The organism is Streptomyces sp. NPDC001980 (genome assembly GCF_040296885.1).
GTDB lineage: Bacteria > Actinomycetota > Actinomycetes > Streptomycetales > Streptomycetaceae > Streptomyces.
Map to the genome: position 1 here is coordinate 17641 of NZ_JBEOYD010000048.1, position 18715 is coordinate 36355.

Sequence of the window (18715 nt, forward strand, 5' to 3'; positions counted from 1 at the left end):
CGAGGATCCGCCATGGAATCCGAGACCCTGCTGGCACGGATCACCGACTACGCCAGCCGCCCCGACCCCTACCCGCTGTACGCGGAACTCCGCGAGGCCGGTCCCGTGGCACAGCAGACAGACGGCAGCTACCTGATCGGCACCTACCACGAGATCGCCGCTCTGCTCCACGACCCGCGGATGAGTGTCGACCCCCGCACCCGGGGGGAAGCGACCCACAAGCCTCCGTTCCTCCGGCTCGACGACCCCGAACACCACAGGCTGCGCACCCTGGCCATGCGGCCGTTCGGCCCTCCGCACAGCCCCGGCCGGGTCGACTCCATGCGCGGCGAGGTCGACCGGATCACCGGCGAACTTTTGGCGTCCTTTGAGGCCGGCCGGCAGATCGACATCGTCGACGACTTCGCCTACCCGCTGCCCGTCACGGTGATCTGCCGGCTGCTCGGCGTACCGCGCGAGGACGAGCCGCTGTTCCGGGCCTGGTCAGACGCGCTGGTCGCAGCCGCCGACGTCAGGCCCGACGACGAATCCACCGAGACGGACAAAGCCGGCGACCAGGCACGGATGGAGATGGGCGGATACCTGGTGAACCTCGCCGAGCAGCGTCGCGGCGATCCGGGCGACGACATGCTCTCCGCCTTCATCAACGAACCGGACCCGGCCCTGCGACTCACCCAGGAGGAACTCGCCGAGACTGCCGTGCTGTTGCTCATCGCCGGACACGAGACGACGGTCAACCTGATCACCAACGGGGCGCTCACTTTCCTGCGCCAGCCCGAGCAGCTGGATCTCCTGCGCCGCGAACCGGACCTGCTGTCGCGCGCGGTGGAGGAGCTGCTGCGCTATGAGCCCCCGGTCCACATGCGCGAGCGTGTCCCGCGCGCCGACATGGACGTCGCCGGCATCAAGATTCAGCAACATGCGACCGTCATTCTGGTGCTGGCCTCGGGCAACCGTGATCCCGTGCGGTTCCACGAGCCCGACCGGTTCGACCCCACCCGCGTGGACAACCAGCACCTCGGCTTCGGCAGTGGTATTCACGTGTGCTTTGGCGGCCCCCTGGCCCGCGTCGAGGCGTACGCCGCGCTCGGGGCGCTGATTCCCCGCCTCGGCAGCGCCCGCCTGATCGAAGATCCGCCCCCGTACCGGCAGAACGCCATGCTCCGCGGGCCCCGCCACCTGCCCATCCAACTCTGAACCGCGCGGCCACGGCGCCCCCGTCCCGATGGAGCGGGACGGGGGCGCCGGGTGATGAGCGGCGGCCCGGACATCTGATTATTTGATCAAGTATGAGGGCCTTGACGCGAGAACGATTACATCTGACTATTTCATCAGAAGTGGTCATATGGCTCAATTTGGCATATACCGCATCGTGTGCCGCTCACCGGGACGACGCCGTTCACCACGGCTGCACACAGGGCCGCCGGGCCAAGTGCCGGCGCTCTTACTTCCGCACCGATGGGACGGACCGCGATGACCAACACTGACCACACCCTCCTCGCCGAGCCGGTGACTCCCCGTGAGATGCCCGACGCCGCGATAGCGATGCTGGATACCGAGGGCACCGTGGTGGGGTGGACGCATGCCGCTCAGCAGCTCGTCGGCTACTCGGCCGGGGAGGTGGTGGGCCGGTCTGCCGCACACGTGCTGCCGCCTCCCGAGGACGTCCGGAGGGCTGCGGCGTTCGCCGGGCAGTGCCGTGCGCGGGGTGGCTGGTCCGGCACCGCGTCGATACGCCACCGGGAGGGCCACACGCTCAGGATGACGCTGCGGGTCTCGTTGCTGCGAGGGCAGGACGGCGGCACCCGGTGGCTGGTGTCCGTGACGGACATCGGTTCCCTGTCCTCGGGGGCAACCAGCAGCGGACCGGTGCGGGAGTCGCTGCTTGCCCGCGCACCGATCGGCATCGTCGTCTATGACCCGCAGCTGCGCTGTGTGTGGGTGAACGACGCCATGGAGCGTCACGACGGCGTTCCTCGTCACCGACGCTTCGGACGCGGTCTGAAGGGCTCGCTGCCCGCCGTCGAGGCCGAAGCGCTCGAGGTGGTGATGCGGCAGGTACTGGAGAGCGGCACGACGACGGTGCACGAGTACCGTGCGTGGCCGCCTGCGGACCGGCCCCGTGAGCACGCGTTCTCGGCCTCGTTCTTCTGCCTCCAGGGCGCTGACGGCATGCCACTGGGCGTGTGCTCCATGACCGTGGACGTCACCGGGAATCGCCGGGCGCGGGAGCGCCTCGCCATCCTCAGCGAGGCCAGCACGCACATCGGGAGCACCCTCGACGTCATGAGGACCGGGCAGGAACTGGCAGAGCTCGCGGTGCCCCTGCTGGCCGACCACGCCCTCGTCGATCTGGTGGAGTCGGTTCCGTTCATTGTTGAGCCGCCGGCACGGATCGGCACGACGAGTGGCCGTCCGCAGTTGCTGCGCCGTGCCGGTCTGGCCTCCGTCGACCTGGGCGTCCTGGAGTTGCCGTGGGCGCGCGAAGAAGTGGTCCACCCCCACCCGGAGTCCCCGTTCGCCGCCGCCATGCGCACGGGCCGGTCGTACCTGGAGCCAGTGCTGGACACCCATGCCGGCCCCTGGGTCGACCACGATCCGGTGCGGGCGCAGAAGGTACGCGACAGCGGCGTCCACTCCTTGATGGTCGTCCCCATCCGTGCGCGGCACTGTGTGCTGGGACTGGCGCTGTTCGGCCGCTCCCTGGAACAGACGCCGTTCCAGGAGGACGATCTGCTCCTCGCCGAGGAAGTGGTCACCCGGGCCGCGCTGTGTCTGGACAACGCGCTGCAGTACGCGCGCGAGCGCACCACGGCCCTCACACTGCAACGCGACCTGCTCCCTCATCGCATGGAGGGCGGTGCTGCCGTCGAGGTCGCCTCGCGTTATGTGCCGGCCGACATGGACCACGGTGTGGGGGGTGACTGGTTCGATGTGATCGAGCTGTCCGGCGCCCGGGTGGCCCTTGTCGTCGGCGATGTGGTGGGACACGGCATCAATGCCGCGGCGACCATGGGCAGGCTGCGCACCGCCGTGCGAACGCTCGCGGACCTCGACCTGCCCCCCGACGAACTACTGGCGCACCTCGACGACACGGTCCGGCGACTGAACGACGAGGACGCCGACGTTTCCGACGTGGTGCCCGCGGTGGTGGGTGCCACCTGTCTGTACGCCGTCTACGACCCGGTCACCCGAGGGTGCACGATGGCGCGGGCCGGGCATCCCCCGCCCCTGATCGTCGACGCGCAGGGCAAGGTCACCATTCCCGACCTGCCCGCAGGAGCCCCGCTCGGCCTCGGTCTCGGCCTCGTGCCTTTCGAGTCCGTGGAACTGGAACTACCTGAGGAAAGTGTCCTCGCGTTCTTCTCCGACGGCCTGGTGGAATCCCGCGACGAGGACATCGATGCCGGCCTGCATCGCCTGGGTGCCGCCCTGGCACAGCCCGGTGCCTCCCTGGAGGACCTGTGCTCACGGGCGATGGACACCTTGCCGACCCAGGCACCGGCCGACGACGTCACCTTGCTCCTTGCGCGGACCCGGGCACTGCGCCCCGCACAGGTCGCCTCCTGGGACCTGCCGAACGAACTCGTCACCGTCCCGACAGCCCGGCACCTGGCCGCCCGTCAGCTCAGGGAATGGGGGCTGGAGCGGCTCGTGACACCCATGGAGTCGATCGTCAGCGAACTGGTCACCAACGCGATCCGCCACGGAGACGGCCCGAGCCGCCTACGGCTCATCCAGCACCGGGTGCTGACGTGTGAAGTCTCCGACACGAGCACCGGCCAGCCACGCCCACGCCATCCCCGCACGCTCGACGAGCACGGCCGCGGCCTCTCCCTGGTGGCTCGGCTGTCGCGCAGGTGGGGTTCCCGCTCCGCAGCAGACGGCAAGGTCGTCTGGGCCGAACAGGACCTGCCCTCCACAGCCGACGCCCTCTGACGCGTCGGCGGCCGACAGCCGCCACCGGATCCCCTCTGGGAGCCGTGGGCTCTCGCAAAGGAAGCCACAGACATGGACACATCGAATACTGACAACGCCGACCCGGTAAGGGCTTCCCAAGGAGTGACGAGCATCTCCGGCGCCGGCCCCGGCGGCAGGCCCTACCCTTTCGAGGGTCTGGCCGCCGCCGTACTCGACGATCAAGGGGCGGTCGTGGGATGGACAGGGACCGCACAGGACCTGACCGGGTTCTGCGCCGACGAGGTCAACGGCCGCCCCGTGCGGGAACTGGTGGCCGACCTCCCGCGCGACCTGCGCAGGGCCACGCAATTGCCGGCGACCGGCCGGGTACGACTGCGGCACCAGTGCGGCAACACGATCGACGTCACCTTCCGGACCGCACGGGTGAGCGGCTCGGCGGACTTCCTCGTGCTCGCGGCCCCCGCCCTTCCCGCCGCCGACCATCAGCACGGCGCAGCGCTCCTGCGCGCACTGTCCGCACAGAACCGGATCACGATCGCTCTGCACGACACAGATCTCACCACTGTGCAGACCAACGCCATGCCAGAGATGCTCGACGGCCGTCCCGTACAGCCGGGCACCCGGCTGCACGACGTGCTGTGCGCCGAGGACGCCGAGAGCATCGAGGCGGTACTGCGCCAGGTCCTCGAGACGGGCATCCCGGTGCTCGGCAGGAACCAGCACGTGAGCTGGCGGCACCATGCGATGCGGCGGCACGCGCTGTCGCTGTCCGCCTTCCGTCTGGAGGACGCACGAGGACGCCCCACGGGGGTCGCAGCCCTGTACATAGACGACACGGACCAACTGCGTGCCCGCCGGCAACTGGATCTCGCCCGCGAGGTTGCCGAGCGCGTGGGAGGCTCCCTGGATGTCGAGCGGACCGCGCACGACCTCGCGGACGTACTCGTACCCGCTTTCGGGGATATGGCCGCAGTCGACCTTGCGCAGGCCGTCTTCGACGGTGACGAACCCCCCGAGCGGCTGGGCGGAGGAGATCTGCATCTGCGCATGGCGGCTCTGGTGCCGGCCACTGCAGCGTGGCCGGCCGGCATCAAGCACGGCAACCTCGTCCCACCACTGTCCGACCACCCGCTCCTGCGCCGCTTCCAGCACGGTGAGACGGTCGTCTACGGCCCGGACGACTTCGGCGCGCTGATCGGCGGACGGCAGCTGGTCGACCAGCTCCTCCCGCCCGACGCCCACGCGGTGATGGCGGCACCGCTCTACGCCCGCGGCCTCACCCTCGGCGCGATCGTGGTCTGGCGTACCGGCCTGTCCGAGCCGTTCACCGAAGACGAGGTGGACCTTATGGGACAGATCGCCTCACGGGGGGCGCTCGCCATGGACAACGCCCGCCGTTACACGCGCGAGCACAGAGCCGCCATGACCCTGCAGCAGAGCCTGCTTCCTCCAGCCACGACCGACACCCCAGCCGCTGAGACCGCCGGCGTCTACCTGCCAACAGGTCGTGGAGCGGGCACCAGAGGCGACTGGTACGACGCCATCAGCCTGCCCTCTCTCCGGCTGGCCCTCGTCGCTGGAGACGTGATCGGCCAGGGCATACCCGCCAGCGCCACCATGGGCCGTCTGCGCGCCGCCATCCAGACGCTTGCCGACCTCGAACTGGAGCCGGACGAATTGCTCACCCGGATTGCCGACCTGGTCCAGCGCCTCGCAGCGGAAGCATCACCCGGCAGCCACGACGCCATGGGCGCCACCTGCCTCTACGGGGTCTACGACCCTGTCACCCGACGCTGCGCCATGGCCAGTGCCGGGCACCCACCGCCCGTGCTCGTCCGGCCCGACGGAACCGCCGAAGCTGTCGACATTCTCCCGGGGCCACCCCTCGCCGTCTGCGGCATGCCGTACGAGACCACCACGATCGACCTCGAGCCGGGCAGCGTCCTCGCGCTCTACACCGACGGCCTGGTCCACCGACGCGCGCACGACATCGACGACGGGCTCCAGCGGCTGACCGATGCGCTCGCCTCGTCCTGCCGCCCGGACCGCGCTCTGGACGAGACCGGCAGGGCCCTCCTCGACGATCTGGTGGACGAAGCACCGTGCGACGACGCGACTCTGCTGCTGGCGCGCACCCGCGCCGTACACGCGGAGGACACCGCTCACTGGCAGATACCGCTCGATCCCGCTGCCGTCTCCGAGGCCCGGGCATGGGCGACCCGCCAACTCACCGCATGGGGGTTGCACGACCTCGTCTTCCCCACCGAACTCATCGTCAGCGAACTGGTCACCAACGCGATCCGCTACGGCCGTCCGCCGGCGGAGCTGCGACTGATCCGCCACCACGTTCTGGTCTGCGAGGTCACCGACTCCAACAGCGCCCAACCCCGTCTGCGCCGCGCTCGCACCACCGACGAGGGCGGACGCGGCCTGTTCCTCGTCGCCCAACTCGCCGAGCGCTGGGGCTGTCGCCATGGCCAGAACCACAAGACCATCTGGTCCGAACAGCCCATCGCGTGCGCTCACTGATCACGCTACTTCCGATCGGCGTGATCGAGGTGGCGGACGAAGGGCCGGGCCACGAACCCGTCGAGGCCGTGCTCGTCTTCGAGCTTTTCCAGCGCGCTGACCCCGACCGCTCGCGCCGCCACGGCGGCTGCGGCCTCGCCACCGCCGAGGCCACGGCGGCCGCCTCGAACTCGATACGACCCCCGGCCGAGGTTGCACCTTCCACCTGGTCATGCCCGCAGCCGACTCCGGCCTGGATTCCTGCTGATCCCCCGCACACGGGTGTGCGGCGCTCACGGCTCGCCGAACACACGGACGGGACCGGGCAGATGACCCACTGTCGATGCCGCCGGGGAGCGTCACAGCGGTCGGTGCATTCCGCGGAAGGGTGTGGACGGATCCTGGGGGGTGACAGCGCGGGATGCGAGCGGCCGACCGGTCAACAGGAGCGCGTCGACGGCGTGCGGATACTCCTCCGGAGCCTGGGTCTGTCCGCCGCGTCGCCGTCCCACCAGGCTGCCCACCCACCCCAGCAGGAAGGCCCCGGGCACGGAGACCATGGCTGGGCTGCTCTGGCCGAACCATGCGAAATCGGCGGTCGGGATCAGCGCCGTCGGGCTGCCGGACACGGCAGTGGAGAACAGGTACAGGCCGATCGGCAGCGTCGTTCCACCGTAGACCGCCCACAGCAGCCCCGTCCGGTTGAAGCGGCGCCAGCAGAAGGTGTACAGCAGGGCAGGTGTGACGCTCGACGCGGCTACGGTGGTGGCGAGTTGGGCCAGGAAGCCGACGGAGTGACCCTGGAGGAACACCGCGGTCGCGATGCCCAGGGCGCCGAAGAGCGCCACGGCGATACGGGCGGTGAACACCTCGTCCGACGGACCGGACCGCTTGTGCCGCGCGACGTTGGGGTAGGAGTCCCGGGCCAGGGCGCCGGCAGCGGCCAGTGTGGTGCCGCCGACGACCGACAGGATGGAAAGGAACAGAGCACAGGCCACACCGGCGAACATCAGCTCGCCGAACCTGTTCCCCGTACCCCCTGTCAGGCTCCGCGCGAGGAGCATCAGCGCGCCGTCGGAGTGCGCTTGCCCGCTGAAGATCTCACGAGTGCCGATCCGTGCCGCGGCCGTGAATCCCAGCAGTACCGACGCGGCGCACAGCACGGCGACGATACCGGCCGCGTATCGGATGGAACGTCGAGCGGTGGCTGGGTCCTTCATCGCGTAGACCCGGCTCAGGACGTGCGGCATGCAGGCGCTGCCCAGGACCAGCGCGAGCTGACCTCCGGCGAAGTCGAGGCGTGAACTGCTCCCGATGCCGATCGTGCCGCCGGGGGACAGGTACTGGCCCGGATGGGTACTGCCCTGGGCGGCGGCGCCGATCAGGGTGTCGACGTCGCCATGGAACGCCCGGACCGCGTACGCGCACATCACGAAGATCGCCGTGCCGATCACCGTGACTGCCATTACCTGCACTGAGGTGAGCCCCTTGGCGCCGCTGAGAAGACCGCAGACGACGACCAGACAGCCGATCAGTACCGTGCAGATCTTCTGGACGCCGATCCCGGTGAAACCGAGCAGGGAGGCGGTGATATTGCCTGCGGCCGTCAGCTGCACGACCAGGAACGGTCCTGCCATGGCGAGTGTGGCAACCGCGGCGGCGATCCGGGGAGCCGTTCCGGGCACCCGTAGGGACAGGAGCTCGCCCAACGTGCAGGCGCCGCTCAGCTGGATCGGCCGGGCGAGGAGAAGGAGCACACCGAGAGAGAGGAACATGCTGGTGGCCGTGGTGATGCCGTCGAAGCCCGCGGTCGCCACCACACCGGTGACGGTGAGCAGCAGGGCTGTCGATATGAAGCTTCCGGCCAGCGCCATCGCGCTCTTCCACGCCGGCAGTGTTCGGTCGCCGGTGTAGAACTCCCGTGCGGAGTGGTCGTCCAGGCTGGAGAAGACCGTCAGGAAGAGGGTGAGCATCATGAACAGCATGAAGCCGATCAAGACCTGATTCGGGCTGCCGGAAACAGCCATGTGCACCGTCCCACCGGTCATCTCGTGTCCCCCGTACCGCCGTTGGCCGCTCCCGCACCGGACTGCCCGTACGCCTGCTGCCAGGGGTCCAGCAGACGGGTGCAGCGCCGGTCGAAGCGCCGGGCTGTCACCAGCAGCAAGGCCACCTGGGCCAGGGAGAGCAGCAGACCCACGGTCACGTGCGTGCCGGGCAGCCGAAGGGCCAACAGATCGCCGGCCGTCGCGCCCAGAATCAACGTGACGGTGAAGCCGGTCGCGTTCGACGTCAGAAAGGCCCGGTCCAGTCGCAGGGCCTGCTGCCGCGCGTGTTGCAGAGCCGATGAACCTCTCTGTGTGTCGCGGTGGGCCGGGAACGCGGATGGGTCGGGTCTGTGACGCATCAGGTCTTCTCCTGGTAGGTGAGTGAATCGCAGGGGCGCGGGCGGTCGGAGTGGGGGAGTGGCCCGAACCGCGGTGCGCGGGGAGCCGCGGCGGCCTGCCACGCCGAGGGCGGCGAGCGGCAGGCGGGCACGAGGCAGGCACGCCGGAGTGCTTTCGCGGAGGCGGTGTCTACGGCGGGCCACGTGGGGTTCGGGCCGGACCGGGTGGCGGACATCGGCGTGCTTCCTCGGTTGAGCTGGGGCGACCGTCGTGGGACGCACCGGATGATGAACTGTACGGTTCAGTTCATATTGCGCGTCAAGACTTGCGCGTCCTGGTTTTTCGCGGGCGCGGCCGTCCGGGGGTGCGCCTGAAGTGGCATCCGGCGGCGCCCAGGTGTGCCTCCTGCAGTGAACGACACACGTGTCACCGCGAGACTGACGCGGCGCACCGCCGCTGGCCGGGACCGGGGTGGTGTTCATGGCTGGCCGCGCGCCGCTTGTGGCGAGGGGGTGGGAGTCACCTTCTCGGCGAAGCGCATTCTGCCCGGTTCAGTCCAGTTCGTCGGCAGCGTGGGCGCTCGAGGTAGTCAGGGTCAAGGCAGAGGAATTCCCCGACCGTGCCGAGGTCGGGGGTTGTCAAGAGAAGGAGCCGGGGCCTAATGTCTCGATAAATGGAACGTAGGTCCTGAGAAAAGAGACAGGATGAGTGTCGCTGGTCTGGGACTCAGATTCCGGGTCGAGGACCTGGCGGCGCGACTTCTACAGGGGGCCGTGTCAGCCCGGCGCGGCCGGACGACCGCACGTTCAGCTCACACTCCCGAAAGGCCCCTCCATGGCTACACCACCCCCGGCGTCGTCCGGCGCGGCGCCACTGGTGCTCGTCGTCGGCGCGGGACCGGTCGGGCTGACCGCGGCCAACCTCCTGGGCGCGCTCGGTGTGCGCGTGCTGGTCGTAGAGCGTCATACGACCACGAGCGATGACGCGAAGGCGATCAGTCTGGACGACGAGTCGCTGCGCACACTGCAGTTGGCCGGCCTGGACGAAGCCGTCTACCCGATCATCGTGCCGGGGACGGGGACGAGGTACTACGGAGTCGGCGGACGACCGCTCGTCCATGCCCGCGGCACCGGAGTGCGGCGATACGGGCACCCCTTCAAGAATCCGTTCGCCCAGCCCGATCTCGAGCGCGTCCTGCGCTCCGCTCTCGACCGCTTCCCGCACGTCGACGTTCGCTTCGGGACCCGCCTCGTGGAGCTGAGCCAGTATCCCGACCGCGTGTGGGCCACCCTGGCATCCAGTGACGGTGACAGTGACGAGGTGACGCGGCAGATCGAGGCAGCCTACGTCCTGGCGTGCGACGGAGGCCGCAGTACCGTGCGGGAGCAGCTGTCCGTCCCGATGCGCGGACGCAGCTATCCCGACGACGTCTGGCTCGTCGTCGACACTCTCGAGGATCCGCACGACGAGCGTTACGGCATGCACGTCGGCGACCCTGACCGACCCCTCGTCATCGTGCCCGGGCGCGAGGGGCGGTGCCGATACGAGTTCCGGTTGCGCCAGGGCGAGTGCGCTCCCGGCGGCGCGGTGCCCTTTGGCCTGGTACGGGAGTTGCTGCGCCCGTATCGGGACATCACCTCGCGACAGGTCGAGCGCTCGGTCGCCTACACCTTCCACGCACTGCTGGCCGAGCGGCTGCGTGACGGCCGCTGCTTCCTGCTCGGCGACGCGGCGCACATGATGCCGCCCTTCGCCGGACAGGGTCTCAACTCGGGTGTCCGGGACGCGGCCAACCTGTGCTGGAAGGTGGCCGAAGTGCTCGCCGGGCGGGCTGCCGACACGCTCCTCGACACCTACGACGTGGAGCGCCGCCCGCATGCTCAGGCGATGATCGACCTGTCCGTGCGGCTGGGCCGTGTCGTCATGACGACCGATCACAGACGGGCCCGGGTGAGGGATCTCTGCGTGCGAGCGGCCCTGCGGAGCCGGCGCGGGCGTCGGTATCTGACCGAGATGCGGTACCGGCCCGACACCCGGGTGCGGGCCGGAGCGGTGGTACCGGCCGACGGCCCTGGACAGGCGCTGGCCGGCACCCTGCTGTACCAGCCGGTCGTGCTGCAGGGCCCCGGATGCTCGCTCACGCGCCTCGACGATCTCCTCGGCCCGGGCTGGAGCCTGTTGGGCATCGGCCTGTCCGACGACGACTGGACCCCGGTCTCGGCAGCCGGTCTGCCCGACGCGCGGCGCGTGGACGTCGTACTCGGCGACCGTGCACCGCGTGAGCGCGGCGGACGGGCCGCGGTTGCCGATGGGGACGGCGCGCTCGACGCCTACCTGGCGTCACTGCCGGGCCGTCTGATGCTGGTCCGCCCGGACCGGCTGATAGCGGCCGTCTTCACCCCCGGGCAGGTGGAGCACGTCGCACGGACCCTGGCCCGGTTCCTGTCTCGGACCCGCCCCGCGCAGGGGAGCGGGCCGGAGCGCCCTCGTCCGGCACTGCACCTTCCGCCGGGTGAGGACTGAGCCCGCTGCGTGGCCCGGGCGCGGCCTGGACTACGTCACGCACATCAACGCCTGGGGCGATGGATGCGCCGTAACGATGCCGAGCAGGAACCACAGGCGGCCTGTGCGTTCTCAACCGCCGACGGTGATCAGGCGGTCGGTGATCTTCTGAGCCGTGGCCAGCACCTTCTGAGCCAGTTCCGCTTCCGCTTCGGGAAACACCCTGGAGGCGAGCGCGGCGACGCTCACCGCGGCGACCACCTTCCGCTCGGCGTTGCGGATCGGTGCGGCCACGCCCGTCACATCGGGGTCGAGTTCGCCGCGGGTGACGGAATAACCGGTGCGACGGATGTACGCCAGCCGGTCCATGAGAGTGTCCACGTCGGTGATCGTGGCCGAGGTGAAACGCCTCAGCTCGGCTGCCTCCAGCAGCCGCCGTGCCTCGTCCTGCGGGATCCAGGCCAGCAGGACGAGCGCGGAAGCCCCGGCGTTGAGCGGGAGGGTGCTGCCACGCTCGTAGGAGATCCGCACTGCCCGTGCGCGGGCTTCCGCACGGTCGACGCAGACGACCAGGTCCCCGGCACGACGGGTCAGGAGCACCGTCTCGGAGACGTCCTCGGACAGTTCGGTCATCGCTGGAACGGCGATCTCGGACAGTCCGTAGCTGCGCCTTGCCAGCCGGCCGATCTCCAGGACACGAAGCCCGAGCCGGAAGCCGCCGCCCGGCGCCTCCTCCAGGAACCTGCTGCTCACCAGCGACTGCAGATATCGGTAGGCGGTCGAACGGGCGACTCCCAGACGCTCGGCGACCGCGCTACCGGAAATGACAAGTTGGGTGTCGTCGAACATCGTCAGGATGTCCAGGGCCCGGTCGGCCGTGGAGTTGCGCTCGCGATAGCTGGGGGACGCTGTTCCTGACATGAGAGACACTCTACTGTGCGGGTACCTCCCGGCGACCGGAGATCACAGCCGGTCCTTGACGACGGTGTTGCGCAGCTCGCCGACTCCCTCGACGAACGTGACCAGCTGCTGCCCGGGGCGCAGGAAGACCTTGGGGTCGCGTCCTGCCCCCACTCCGCCCGGGGTGCCGGTGGCGATCAGATCGCCCGGCAGGAGCGTGATGACGGTGCTGATGTAGGCGATGGTCGCGGCGACGTCGAAGAGCAGGTCGGAGGTGTTGGACTTCTGCATGGTGTGGCCGTCCACACTGCAGCCGACCGTCAACCCGGAAGCTCCCGGGGGGAGCTCGTCGGGAGTGACGAGAGACGGCCCGACCGGCGTGGTCGCCTCGAACGTCTTCCCGGAGAGGAACTCCCGGGTGCGATGCTGCCAGTCCCGCACGGTCACGTCATTGACAACGGTGTAGCCGCCCACGTAAGCGAGCGCTTCGTCCCGGGCGACGTGCCTGGCTCGCCGTCCGATGACGACACCGAGTTCGGCCTCCCAGTCGAGGTCGTCGCTGACCGGTGGCATATGGACGTCGTCGTGGGCACCGACCAAGGACCCGTCGTACTTGGCGAAGAGCGTCGGGTGGGTCGGGGTGGGCCGGCCCATCTCCTTGATGTGTGTGGCGTAGTTCAGGCCGAGGCACACGATCTTGTTGGGGTGCGGGACGACGGGGGCGAGGGACGCTCCCTCCAGAGGCACCCGCTTGCCGTCGGCCGCTGCGGCGCGCTGCTGCCAGTCCTCCCCGCTCGCCAGCAGTGCTCTGACGTCCGAGTACGGCAGCAGGACCAGTTCATCGGCCTCTTGGCGGGCAGCAGCGGTAAGTTGCGCGCCGGAGTCGGGGGCGGGCAGACGGACCGTACTCAGTCTCATGAAGGTTCTCCGGAGAAAGTGGACGAAACGGCGGCAAGGGGCGGTGCAGCGGCCGACGCCCCAGGTGTGTGAGTGAGGTGGGAGAGGGCTCGGGGTACCGAGCGTTCGAGGCTGATCGCCTTGGGGCCGTCACCGGGTACGCGTTCCGCTCGTCGAGCGGAACGCGTACACCGGCCGAACCGATCCGGGGCGCGCGGCGTCGCGAGGACGCCCTCGTCACTGGACCGGCTGGTAGGCCGGGCCGCCCTCGGTCAGCAGCCGCTCGGCCTCGGCGAAGATCTCCTCCGGGGACAGGTCGAGGTTGAGCGACTTGCGGAAGGGCTGGCGTACGTCCCGCTCCACCCGGAGGTAGACCTCGTTGCGGTTGCCCTCGGGATCGAAGAAGTAGATCCCGATCGCGTTGCCGTGGGTGACTTCCTGCTGGACCTCGATGCCTTCGGCACGGAACCGGTGGTGGAAGTCGATGATCGTCTCCAGCGAGTCGACCCTCCACGACACCTGATGGGTGAGCTTGGCGCCGGGAGGAGCGGTGCGGCCGCGCTGGAGGACGAACTCGTGGTGCTCCTCTTCGGGACGCGAGGAGAAGAACACGATGCCCCGCTCCTCGTCCTCGTCGGTCACGGTCAACCCCATGACCCGGGTGTAGAAGTCACGCATCGTCGCCAGGTCGTCCACCCAGAAGCCGGTGTGTCCGAGGCCGGTGATAGCCATGGACGTCTCCTTTCAGAACACGCAATGCAAAAAACGGGTCAGTTCGCGTCGCTGTGGGCGGCCACAGCCTGATCGAGCGTGGTGTGGTCGGCCCAGTTGCCGTGGAAACCGAAGGGCACGCGGCTGGGCAGCTTCACCCGGGCCAGAGGCGTGCGTCGCAGATCGGTGGCATCGTGGACGAGGAGCTCGCTCAGACCGGTCTCGCGGTTCCACCAGAGGCTGAGCAGGTAGCCGTCGTCCTCGGCGACGGCGTTGTCGCGGGCGACGAAGACCGGTTCGCCGGGGTTGGTGAGGTGGTCCGGTCCCTCGACGACCGTGGTGGAGTCGCGCAGGGCGTCGTGCTTGGCGAGACCGTCGCTCATCGTGTCGTCGGCCAGGTAGCGGGTGGTGACGAAATACCCGTAGCGATGACGCCGGCCGGTGAAGGCGTCATTGATCCTCGGGAACTCTCCGGCGACGCCGCCGACCAGCTCCTCCGTCGCCCGGCCGGTCGCCAGGTCGACACGCCAGCGATGGGGCACCGACGGCGGGAACCAGGAGTGGGACGTCTCCGGAGTGTCCAGCCGGTCGGCCGGGGTGCCCAGGCGCGTGATGCGGTGTCCGTCGATGACGACTTGGTCGTTGTCCTGGTAGGCGTTGTAGAAGTGGGTGTTGGCCCAGTGGCCGCCCACCTCGTGCCAACTGACGGCGTGCGTCTGCCGGTTCATGAGCACGATCTGCACACCGTGCGGCAGCGACGCCTCGTCCCAGACCACGCCCGGCTCGCCCCGCATGATGTGGTCGAGGCGGAACTGCGCCGGGGTGACGAAGAAGACCGCGTGGTTGTCGGTGACGGCGAAGTCGTGCATCAGCACCGGCACCTTGATGTCGAAGCTGTGGCTGTCGACGACGTGCCCGGTCTTCACGTCCGCCCGGTACCAGGTGATGGTCGGCCCGGTGGCGGCGAAGAAGAGCATGTCGCCGCTGTCGGGGTCGATCTTGTAGTGGGCGGTGCACAGGACGTCGATGCCGCCGTGGAAGTTGTAAGTGCCGTTCGTCTCCAGGGTTTCCGGGTGCATCGAGTACGGCAGTCCGCCTTCGAAGTAGACCAGCAGGTGGTCGTCGAAGATGCCGACGTTGGTGTTGGCGACGTTCTTCGCGGGCGGAGCGCCGTGGGGGAGTGGCGCCGTACTGCCTCCGTTTGCGAAGCCGCTGTAGACCGCCTCGCCCTGCTCGACCTCGAACTTCATGGAGTCGGTCGTCACCCAGCGGGTGCGGTAGGCGGCGCGCCCGTCGCGCAGGTAGATGCCGCAGACCATGCCGTCGCCCTCCCACCAGTGGTAGCGGTCGGGATCGCGTGGCTGGAAGCGGGGGTTGGAGGAGATACGGAAGAGCGCCCCGGCGAGGTCACCCGGGATCCGCCCGTCCACCTCCAGGTCGTACGCGCCGCTCTCCTCCGTCCAGGGCGTGAAGGGGCCTTCCAGGAATTTGTTGCCGGGCGCCCAGCCGGCCGCATCCTGGGCGAGCCGAGGGGTGGATGGATGCGGGGTGGTACGCGGCGCGATGGTCATGGGATCGGGCAGGAACGGGCCCCGCCGCGAAGGAAGTGTCATCTGCATGCTCCAAGTGCGGGTGAAGCGGGGGTGGCAGACCAGAGCGGGGTCAGAAGGGGTAGTCGGGGATCTCGCCGCGGACGGTGACCCACTGCTGTTCGGTGAAGGCCTCGAGGTTGGCGACGGTCCCTCCGTGGCGCGAACCGTTGCCGGACTCGCCGACGCCGCCGAACGGGATGGTCGCCTCGTCGTTCACCGTCTGGTCGTTGATGTGGACCAGGCCGGTGGGGATGCGGTCGGCCAGGGCCAGGCCCTTGGCCACGTCCCGGGTCATGATGCCCAGCGACAGTCCGTACTCGGTGTCGGTGGCCAGCCGGACGGCCTCCTCGAGGTCCTGGAAGGACACGACCGGGGCGACCGGACCGAAGATCTCCTCCGCGTAGGCGCGGGCGTCGAGCGGGACGTCGGCCAGCACCGTCGGCCGGTAGAACAGGCCCTCGTAGGTGCCGCCGGCCGCCAGTCGCGCACCGCTCGCCACGCTGTCGGTGACGATGGAGTGGGCGGCCTGGAGCTGCCGTTCGTCGATCATCGGGCCCAGCGCGACCTGCTCGGTGGCCGGGTCGCCGACCGGGGCGGCGTTGGCGTGCCGGGCCAGCAGCTCGGTGTACTCCTCGGCGACCGAGGCGTGCACCAGGTGGCGGCTGGAGGCCATGCAGATCTGTCCGGCGTGGTGGAAGGAGCCGAACGCGCCGGCGGAGACGGCCTTCTCCAGATCCGCGTCGGCGAGGACGATCAGCGCCGAGTTGCCGCCGAGCTCCAGGTGGACGCGCTTCAACCGCTGTGCCGCCGCGGTGGCGATCGCCTTCCCGGCGCGGGTGGAGCCGGTGAACGCGAGGACGGGCACGCGCGGGTGGTCCACCAGTGCGGCGCCGACGTCGGCGCCGCCGGGCAGCATGTGCAGCACGCCCGCGGGCAGGCCCGCCTCCTCGAAGACGCGGGCGATGGTGACACCGCCGCATATGGCCGTGCGCGGGTCGGGCTTGAGCACGACGGCGTTGCCCAGCGCCAGGGCGGGGGCGACGGCGCGCATGGCCAGCACCATCGGCGCGTTGAACGGGGAGATCACCCCGACCACGCCGACCGGGCGCCGCCGCGCGAACGACAGCCGGTCCTCGATGGACCGCAGGACCTCTCCGTACGGAGCCGCCGCCAGCGCCGCGGCCTCGTAGCACTCCTCGGCGGCCCCGTTCGAGGTCTGGAAGTCGGCGAACGGGCGCAGGGCACCGGACTCCCGCACGATCCACTCCGCGATCTCGGCCTGGTGCTCCTCGAACAGACGCGCCGCCCGCCGCAGGACCTGGGCCCGCTCGACGTACGGGCGCGCCGCCCAGTCGCGCTGAGCCTGCGCCGCACGCTCTACGGCCCGCTCCAGGTCGGCGGGGGTGGCGGAGCCGATTCGGCCCAACGTCTTGCCGGTGGCCGGCTCGGTGGAGTCGTACGTCTCTCCCGCCGCCTCGATCCATTCTCCGGAGAAGATCCGCTCCTGCCAGTCGCTGGCGTCCAGAAAAGTCATGGTGTCCCCTTCTCTGCAGGACAAGCTGTCAGTGTCCCGTAATTCCGAACATGCGATTCACTATCTAGGACACTCCCTTTGGGTTGGGGAGATGTCAAGCGTCATGTTGACGTGCACTGTACGGTACAGTTTAGTTAGGCGCATGGCTACATCAACCGAGCAAGAGCCGCGCGTCAACAAGGTTCTGGTCGACCGGTTTCTCGCCGATGTCTTCGGCTCGAGAAACGCCGACGCGGTCGCCGACTACGTTGCCCCGGACCTGGTCCAGCACGGTGCCGACGTCCCCGACGGCGCGGAGGCGTTCGCCGATCTCCTGCGCCGCGAGTTCGGCCGCGGACCGACGGCGGACCAGGGCACGGCCGCCGATGCCTCCGGGGCGCGGGACCCGGTGTTCGTCGTCGGGGAGAACGACCTGGTCTGTGTCTGCCACTACATGCCGCAACCGGACCCGGACGCCCCCGGCTCCACCTTCGACCACTACGCGTTCACCACCTACCGGATCCGCGACGGACGGATCGCCGAGCGGTGGCCTTCCCTCAACAAGATCGCCCCACCGCGGCCTCCCGCACCGGGCACGCCGACGCGAACGACCACCGTCTCGTCATCCCCCTCGATCGACATCGAGGCGAACAAACGCCTGGTGGTGGACTTCTACCGCTGCGTGTTCGACGCGCAGAACCCGGATGCGGTCAAGCACTTCGTCGCCGAGGACTACCTCCAGCACGTCTCCCACTACCCACCGGGCAGAGCGGGGCTGGAGGAGTTCGTGCGCAGCCGATTCCCGGACGGCCCCGTGCCCCCGCCCGCCGAGCCCCTCATCCCGCCCGCGTTGATCGTCGCCGAGGGCGACATCGTCGTGGTCGCCGGACTGCTCCCGCAGGCCGAACCCGACGGAAGCGGCGCGCTCTACCCGTACTACGTCTACGACGCCTACCGCGTGCGCGGGAAACGGCTCGTGGAGCACTGGAGCGGCATCACCAGGACCGCCCCGCCCAAGCCCCCCGGCCCACCGCCCGCTGCCCGCACTTGATCGGTCGTCGGCTCCCTCTTCCTGTTCGTACTCGAACCCACGCATGCTCAGAAAGGCTCACCCATGCCGAAATTGCACGTCGTCATCGGAAGCACCCGTCCCGGCCGACTGGGACTGCCCATCGGCCAGTGGGCGGCCCAGGCCGCGAAGGAGCACGGTGGCTTCGACGTCGAACTCGTCGACCTCGCCGAGTTCGGCCTCCCCCTGCTGGACGAGCCCGGTCATCCGCGTGCGGGTCAGTACACCCACGAGCACACGCTCAGGTGGAGCGCAACGGTGGACGAGGCCGACGCCTTCGTCTTCGTCACGCCCGAATACAACTCCGGTCCGCCTGCCGCGCTGCTCAACGCTCTTTCCTTCCTGTACCGGGAGTGGCTGTACAAGCCCGTCGGATTCGTCAGCTACGGCGGCGTCGCGGCCGGCCTGCGCTCCGTGCAGGTGTTCAAGGAGGTCGCGACGGCTCTCAAGATGATGCCGATTCCCGAGGCCGTGGCCATACCGTTCGTCTTCAAGTTCATGGGGGAGGGCGGTTTCCGGGCCGACGAGCCGCTGGAGGCCGCAGCCACGATGATGCTCGACGAACTGCTGCGCTGGACCGAGGCCTTGCGGCCCCTGCGCCTGAACCCGCCTCCCGCGCCCGCCGGGCCGCCGGCGCCGGGAGCACCCGTGCTGCGGGGCTAGCGACGGCTGGGCCCCTGTCAACGGCCGGGAGGGCACGCGCGGCGCGTGCCCT

Annotated in this window: 13 protein-coding genes; 6 read left to right on the plus strand and 7 right to left on the minus strand. The window is 69.5% G+C overall.

The features are described from left to right. Positions 1 to 12 precede the first annotated feature (12 nt). The 3 genes from ABT137_RS43395 to ABT137_RS43405 all read left to right on the plus strand — a co-directional run bounded on the left by ABT137_RS43395 (position 13) and on the right by ABT137_RS43405 (position 6450). A complete protein-coding gene (locus ABT137_RS43395; RefSeq protein WP_351717863.1) occupies positions 13 to 1197 on the plus strand; it encodes a cytochrome P450 in 1185 nt (394 codons plus the stop codon). Positions 1198 to 1473: 276 nt separating this feature from the next. After that, on the plus strand, positions 1474 to 3939 hold the full coding sequence (locus ABT137_RS43400; protein WP_351717865.1) for a SpoIIE family protein phosphatase: 2466 nt from the start codon (positions 1474 to 1476) through the stop codon (positions 3937 to 3939). 123 nt (positions 3940 to 4062) lie between these two features. Next, positions 4063 to 6450 carry an ATP-binding SpoIIE family protein phosphatase gene (locus ABT137_RS43405; RefSeq protein ID WP_351717867.1) on the plus strand — a complete coding sequence of 796 codons (2388 nt, stop codon included), beginning with the start codon at positions 4063 to 4065 and terminating at the stop codon, positions 6448 to 6450. Between the two features lie 338 nt (positions 6451 to 6788). On the opposite strand, the gene ABT137_RS43410 is transcribed toward ABT137_RS43405, so the two are convergent. After that, the gene (locus ABT137_RS43410; protein ID WP_351717869.1) at positions 6789 to 8477 is read right to left on the minus strand and encodes a sodium:solute symporter family transporter; all 1689 of its coding nucleotides are present in this window, start codon (positions 8475 to 8477) and stop codon (positions 6789 to 6791) included. After that, a complete protein-coding gene (locus ABT137_RS43415; protein WP_351717870.1) occupies positions 8474 to 8836 on the minus strand; it encodes a hypothetical protein in 363 nt (120 codons plus the stop codon). The genes ABT137_RS43410 and ABT137_RS43415 overlap by 4 nt, the downstream gene beginning before the upstream one ends. 814 nt (positions 8837 to 9650) lie before the next feature. On the opposite strand from ABT137_RS43415, the gene ABT137_RS43420 reads away from it, so the two are divergent. Further along, a complete protein-coding gene (locus ABT137_RS43420) occupies positions 9651 to 11339 on the plus strand; it encodes a bifunctional 3-(3-hydroxy-phenyl)propionate/3-hydroxycinnamic acid hydroxylase (RefSeq protein ID WP_351717872.1) in 1689 nt (562 codons plus the stop codon). 111 nt (positions 11340 to 11450) lie between these two features. On the opposite strand, the gene ABT137_RS43425 is transcribed toward ABT137_RS43420, so the two are convergent. From ABT137_RS43425 to ABT137_RS43445, 5 genes are all read right to left on the minus strand, one after another. Next, the gene (locus tag ABT137_RS43425) at positions 11451 to 12239 is read right to left on the minus strand and encodes an IclR family transcriptional regulator (RefSeq protein ID WP_351717874.1); all 789 of its coding nucleotides are present in this window, start codon (positions 12237 to 12239) and stop codon (positions 11451 to 11453) included. Between the two features lie 42 nt (positions 12240 to 12281). Next, positions 12282 to 13136, minus strand: a complete 855-nt coding sequence (locus ABT137_RS43430; RefSeq protein ID WP_351717876.1) for a fumarylacetoacetate hydrolase family protein — start codon at positions 13134 to 13136, stop codon at positions 12282 to 12284. Between the two features lie 216 nt (positions 13137 to 13352). Continuing rightward, positions 13353 to 13847, minus strand: coding sequence for a VOC family protein (locus ABT137_RS43435; RefSeq protein ID WP_351717877.1), 495 nt, complete (start codon positions 13845 to 13847; stop codon positions 13353 to 13355). A gap of 38 nt (positions 13848 to 13885) precedes the next feature. Continuing rightward, positions 13886 to 15439 carry a carotenoid oxygenase family protein gene (locus ABT137_RS43440; RefSeq protein ID WP_351717879.1) on the minus strand — a complete coding sequence of 518 codons (1554 nt, stop codon included), beginning with the start codon at positions 15437 to 15439 and terminating at the stop codon, positions 13886 to 13888. 49 nt (positions 15440 to 15488) lie between these two features. Then, positions 15489 to 16952 carry a benzaldehyde dehydrogenase gene (locus tag ABT137_RS43445; protein ID WP_351717880.1) on the minus strand — a complete coding sequence of 488 codons (1464 nt, stop codon included), beginning with the start codon at positions 16950 to 16952 and terminating at the stop codon, positions 15489 to 15491. Between the two features lie 142 nt (positions 16953 to 17094). On the opposite strand from ABT137_RS43445, the gene ABT137_RS43450 reads away from it, so the two are divergent. Together ABT137_RS43450 and ABT137_RS43455 are read left to right on the plus strand one after the other, a co-directional pair. Further along, positions 17095 to 17982, plus strand: a complete 888-nt coding sequence (locus ABT137_RS43450; RefSeq protein WP_351717882.1) for a nuclear transport factor 2 family protein — start codon at positions 17095 to 17097, stop codon at positions 17980 to 17982. Positions 17983 to 18045: 63 nt separating this feature from the next. Then, positions 18046 to 18663: an NADPH-dependent FMN reductase gene (locus ABT137_RS43455; RefSeq protein ID WP_351717884.1), complete on the plus strand. Its 618-nt coding sequence runs from the start codon at positions 18046 to 18048 to the stop codon at positions 18661 to 18663. Positions 18664 to 18715: the final 52 nt, after the last annotated feature.

Coding starts and splice junctions, on each gene's coding strand:
- ABT137_RS43455 (WP_351717884.1), top strand. CDS start 18,046: ATGCCGAAATTGCACGTCGTCATCGGAAGCACCCGTCCCGGCCGACTG.
- ABT137_RS43400 (WP_351717865.1), top strand. CDS start 1,474: ATGACCAACACTGACCACACCCTCCTCGCCGAGCCGGTGACTCCCCGT.
- ABT137_RS43430 (WP_351717876.1), bottom strand. CDS start 13,136: ATGAGACTGAGTACGGTCCGTCTGCCCGCCCCCGACTCCGGCGCGCAA.
- ABT137_RS43450 (WP_351717882.1), top strand. CDS start 17,095: ATGGCTACATCAACCGAGCAAGAGCCGCGCGTCAACAAGGTTCTGGTC.
- ABT137_RS43410 (WP_351717869.1), bottom strand. CDS start 8,477: ATGACCGGTGGGACGGTGCACATGGCTGTTTCCGGCAGCCCGAATCAG.
- ABT137_RS43440 (WP_351717879.1), bottom strand. CDS start 15,439: ATGACACTTCCTTCGCGGCGGGGCCCGTTCCTGCCCGATCCCATGACC.
- ABT137_RS43425 (WP_351717874.1), bottom strand. CDS start 12,239: ATGTCAGGAACAGCGTCCCCCAGCTATCGCGAGCGCAACTCCACGGCC.
- ABT137_RS43435 (WP_351717877.1), bottom strand. CDS start 13,847: ATGGCTATCACCGGCCTCGGACACACCGGCTTCTGGGTGGACGACCTG.
- ABT137_RS43395 (WP_351717863.1), top strand. CDS start 13: ATGGAATCCGAGACCCTGCTGGCACGGATCACCGACTACGCCAGCCGC.
- ABT137_RS43445 (WP_351717880.1), bottom strand. CDS start 16,952: ATGACTTTTCTGGACGCCAGCGACTGGCAGGAGCGGATCTTCTCCGGA.
- ABT137_RS43420 (WP_351717872.1), top strand. CDS start 9,651: ATGGCTACACCACCCCCGGCGTCGTCCGGCGCGGCGCCACTGGTGCTC.
- ABT137_RS43415 (WP_351717870.1), bottom strand. CDS start 8,836: ATGCGTCACAGACCCGACCCATCCGCGTTCCCGGCCCACCGCGACACA.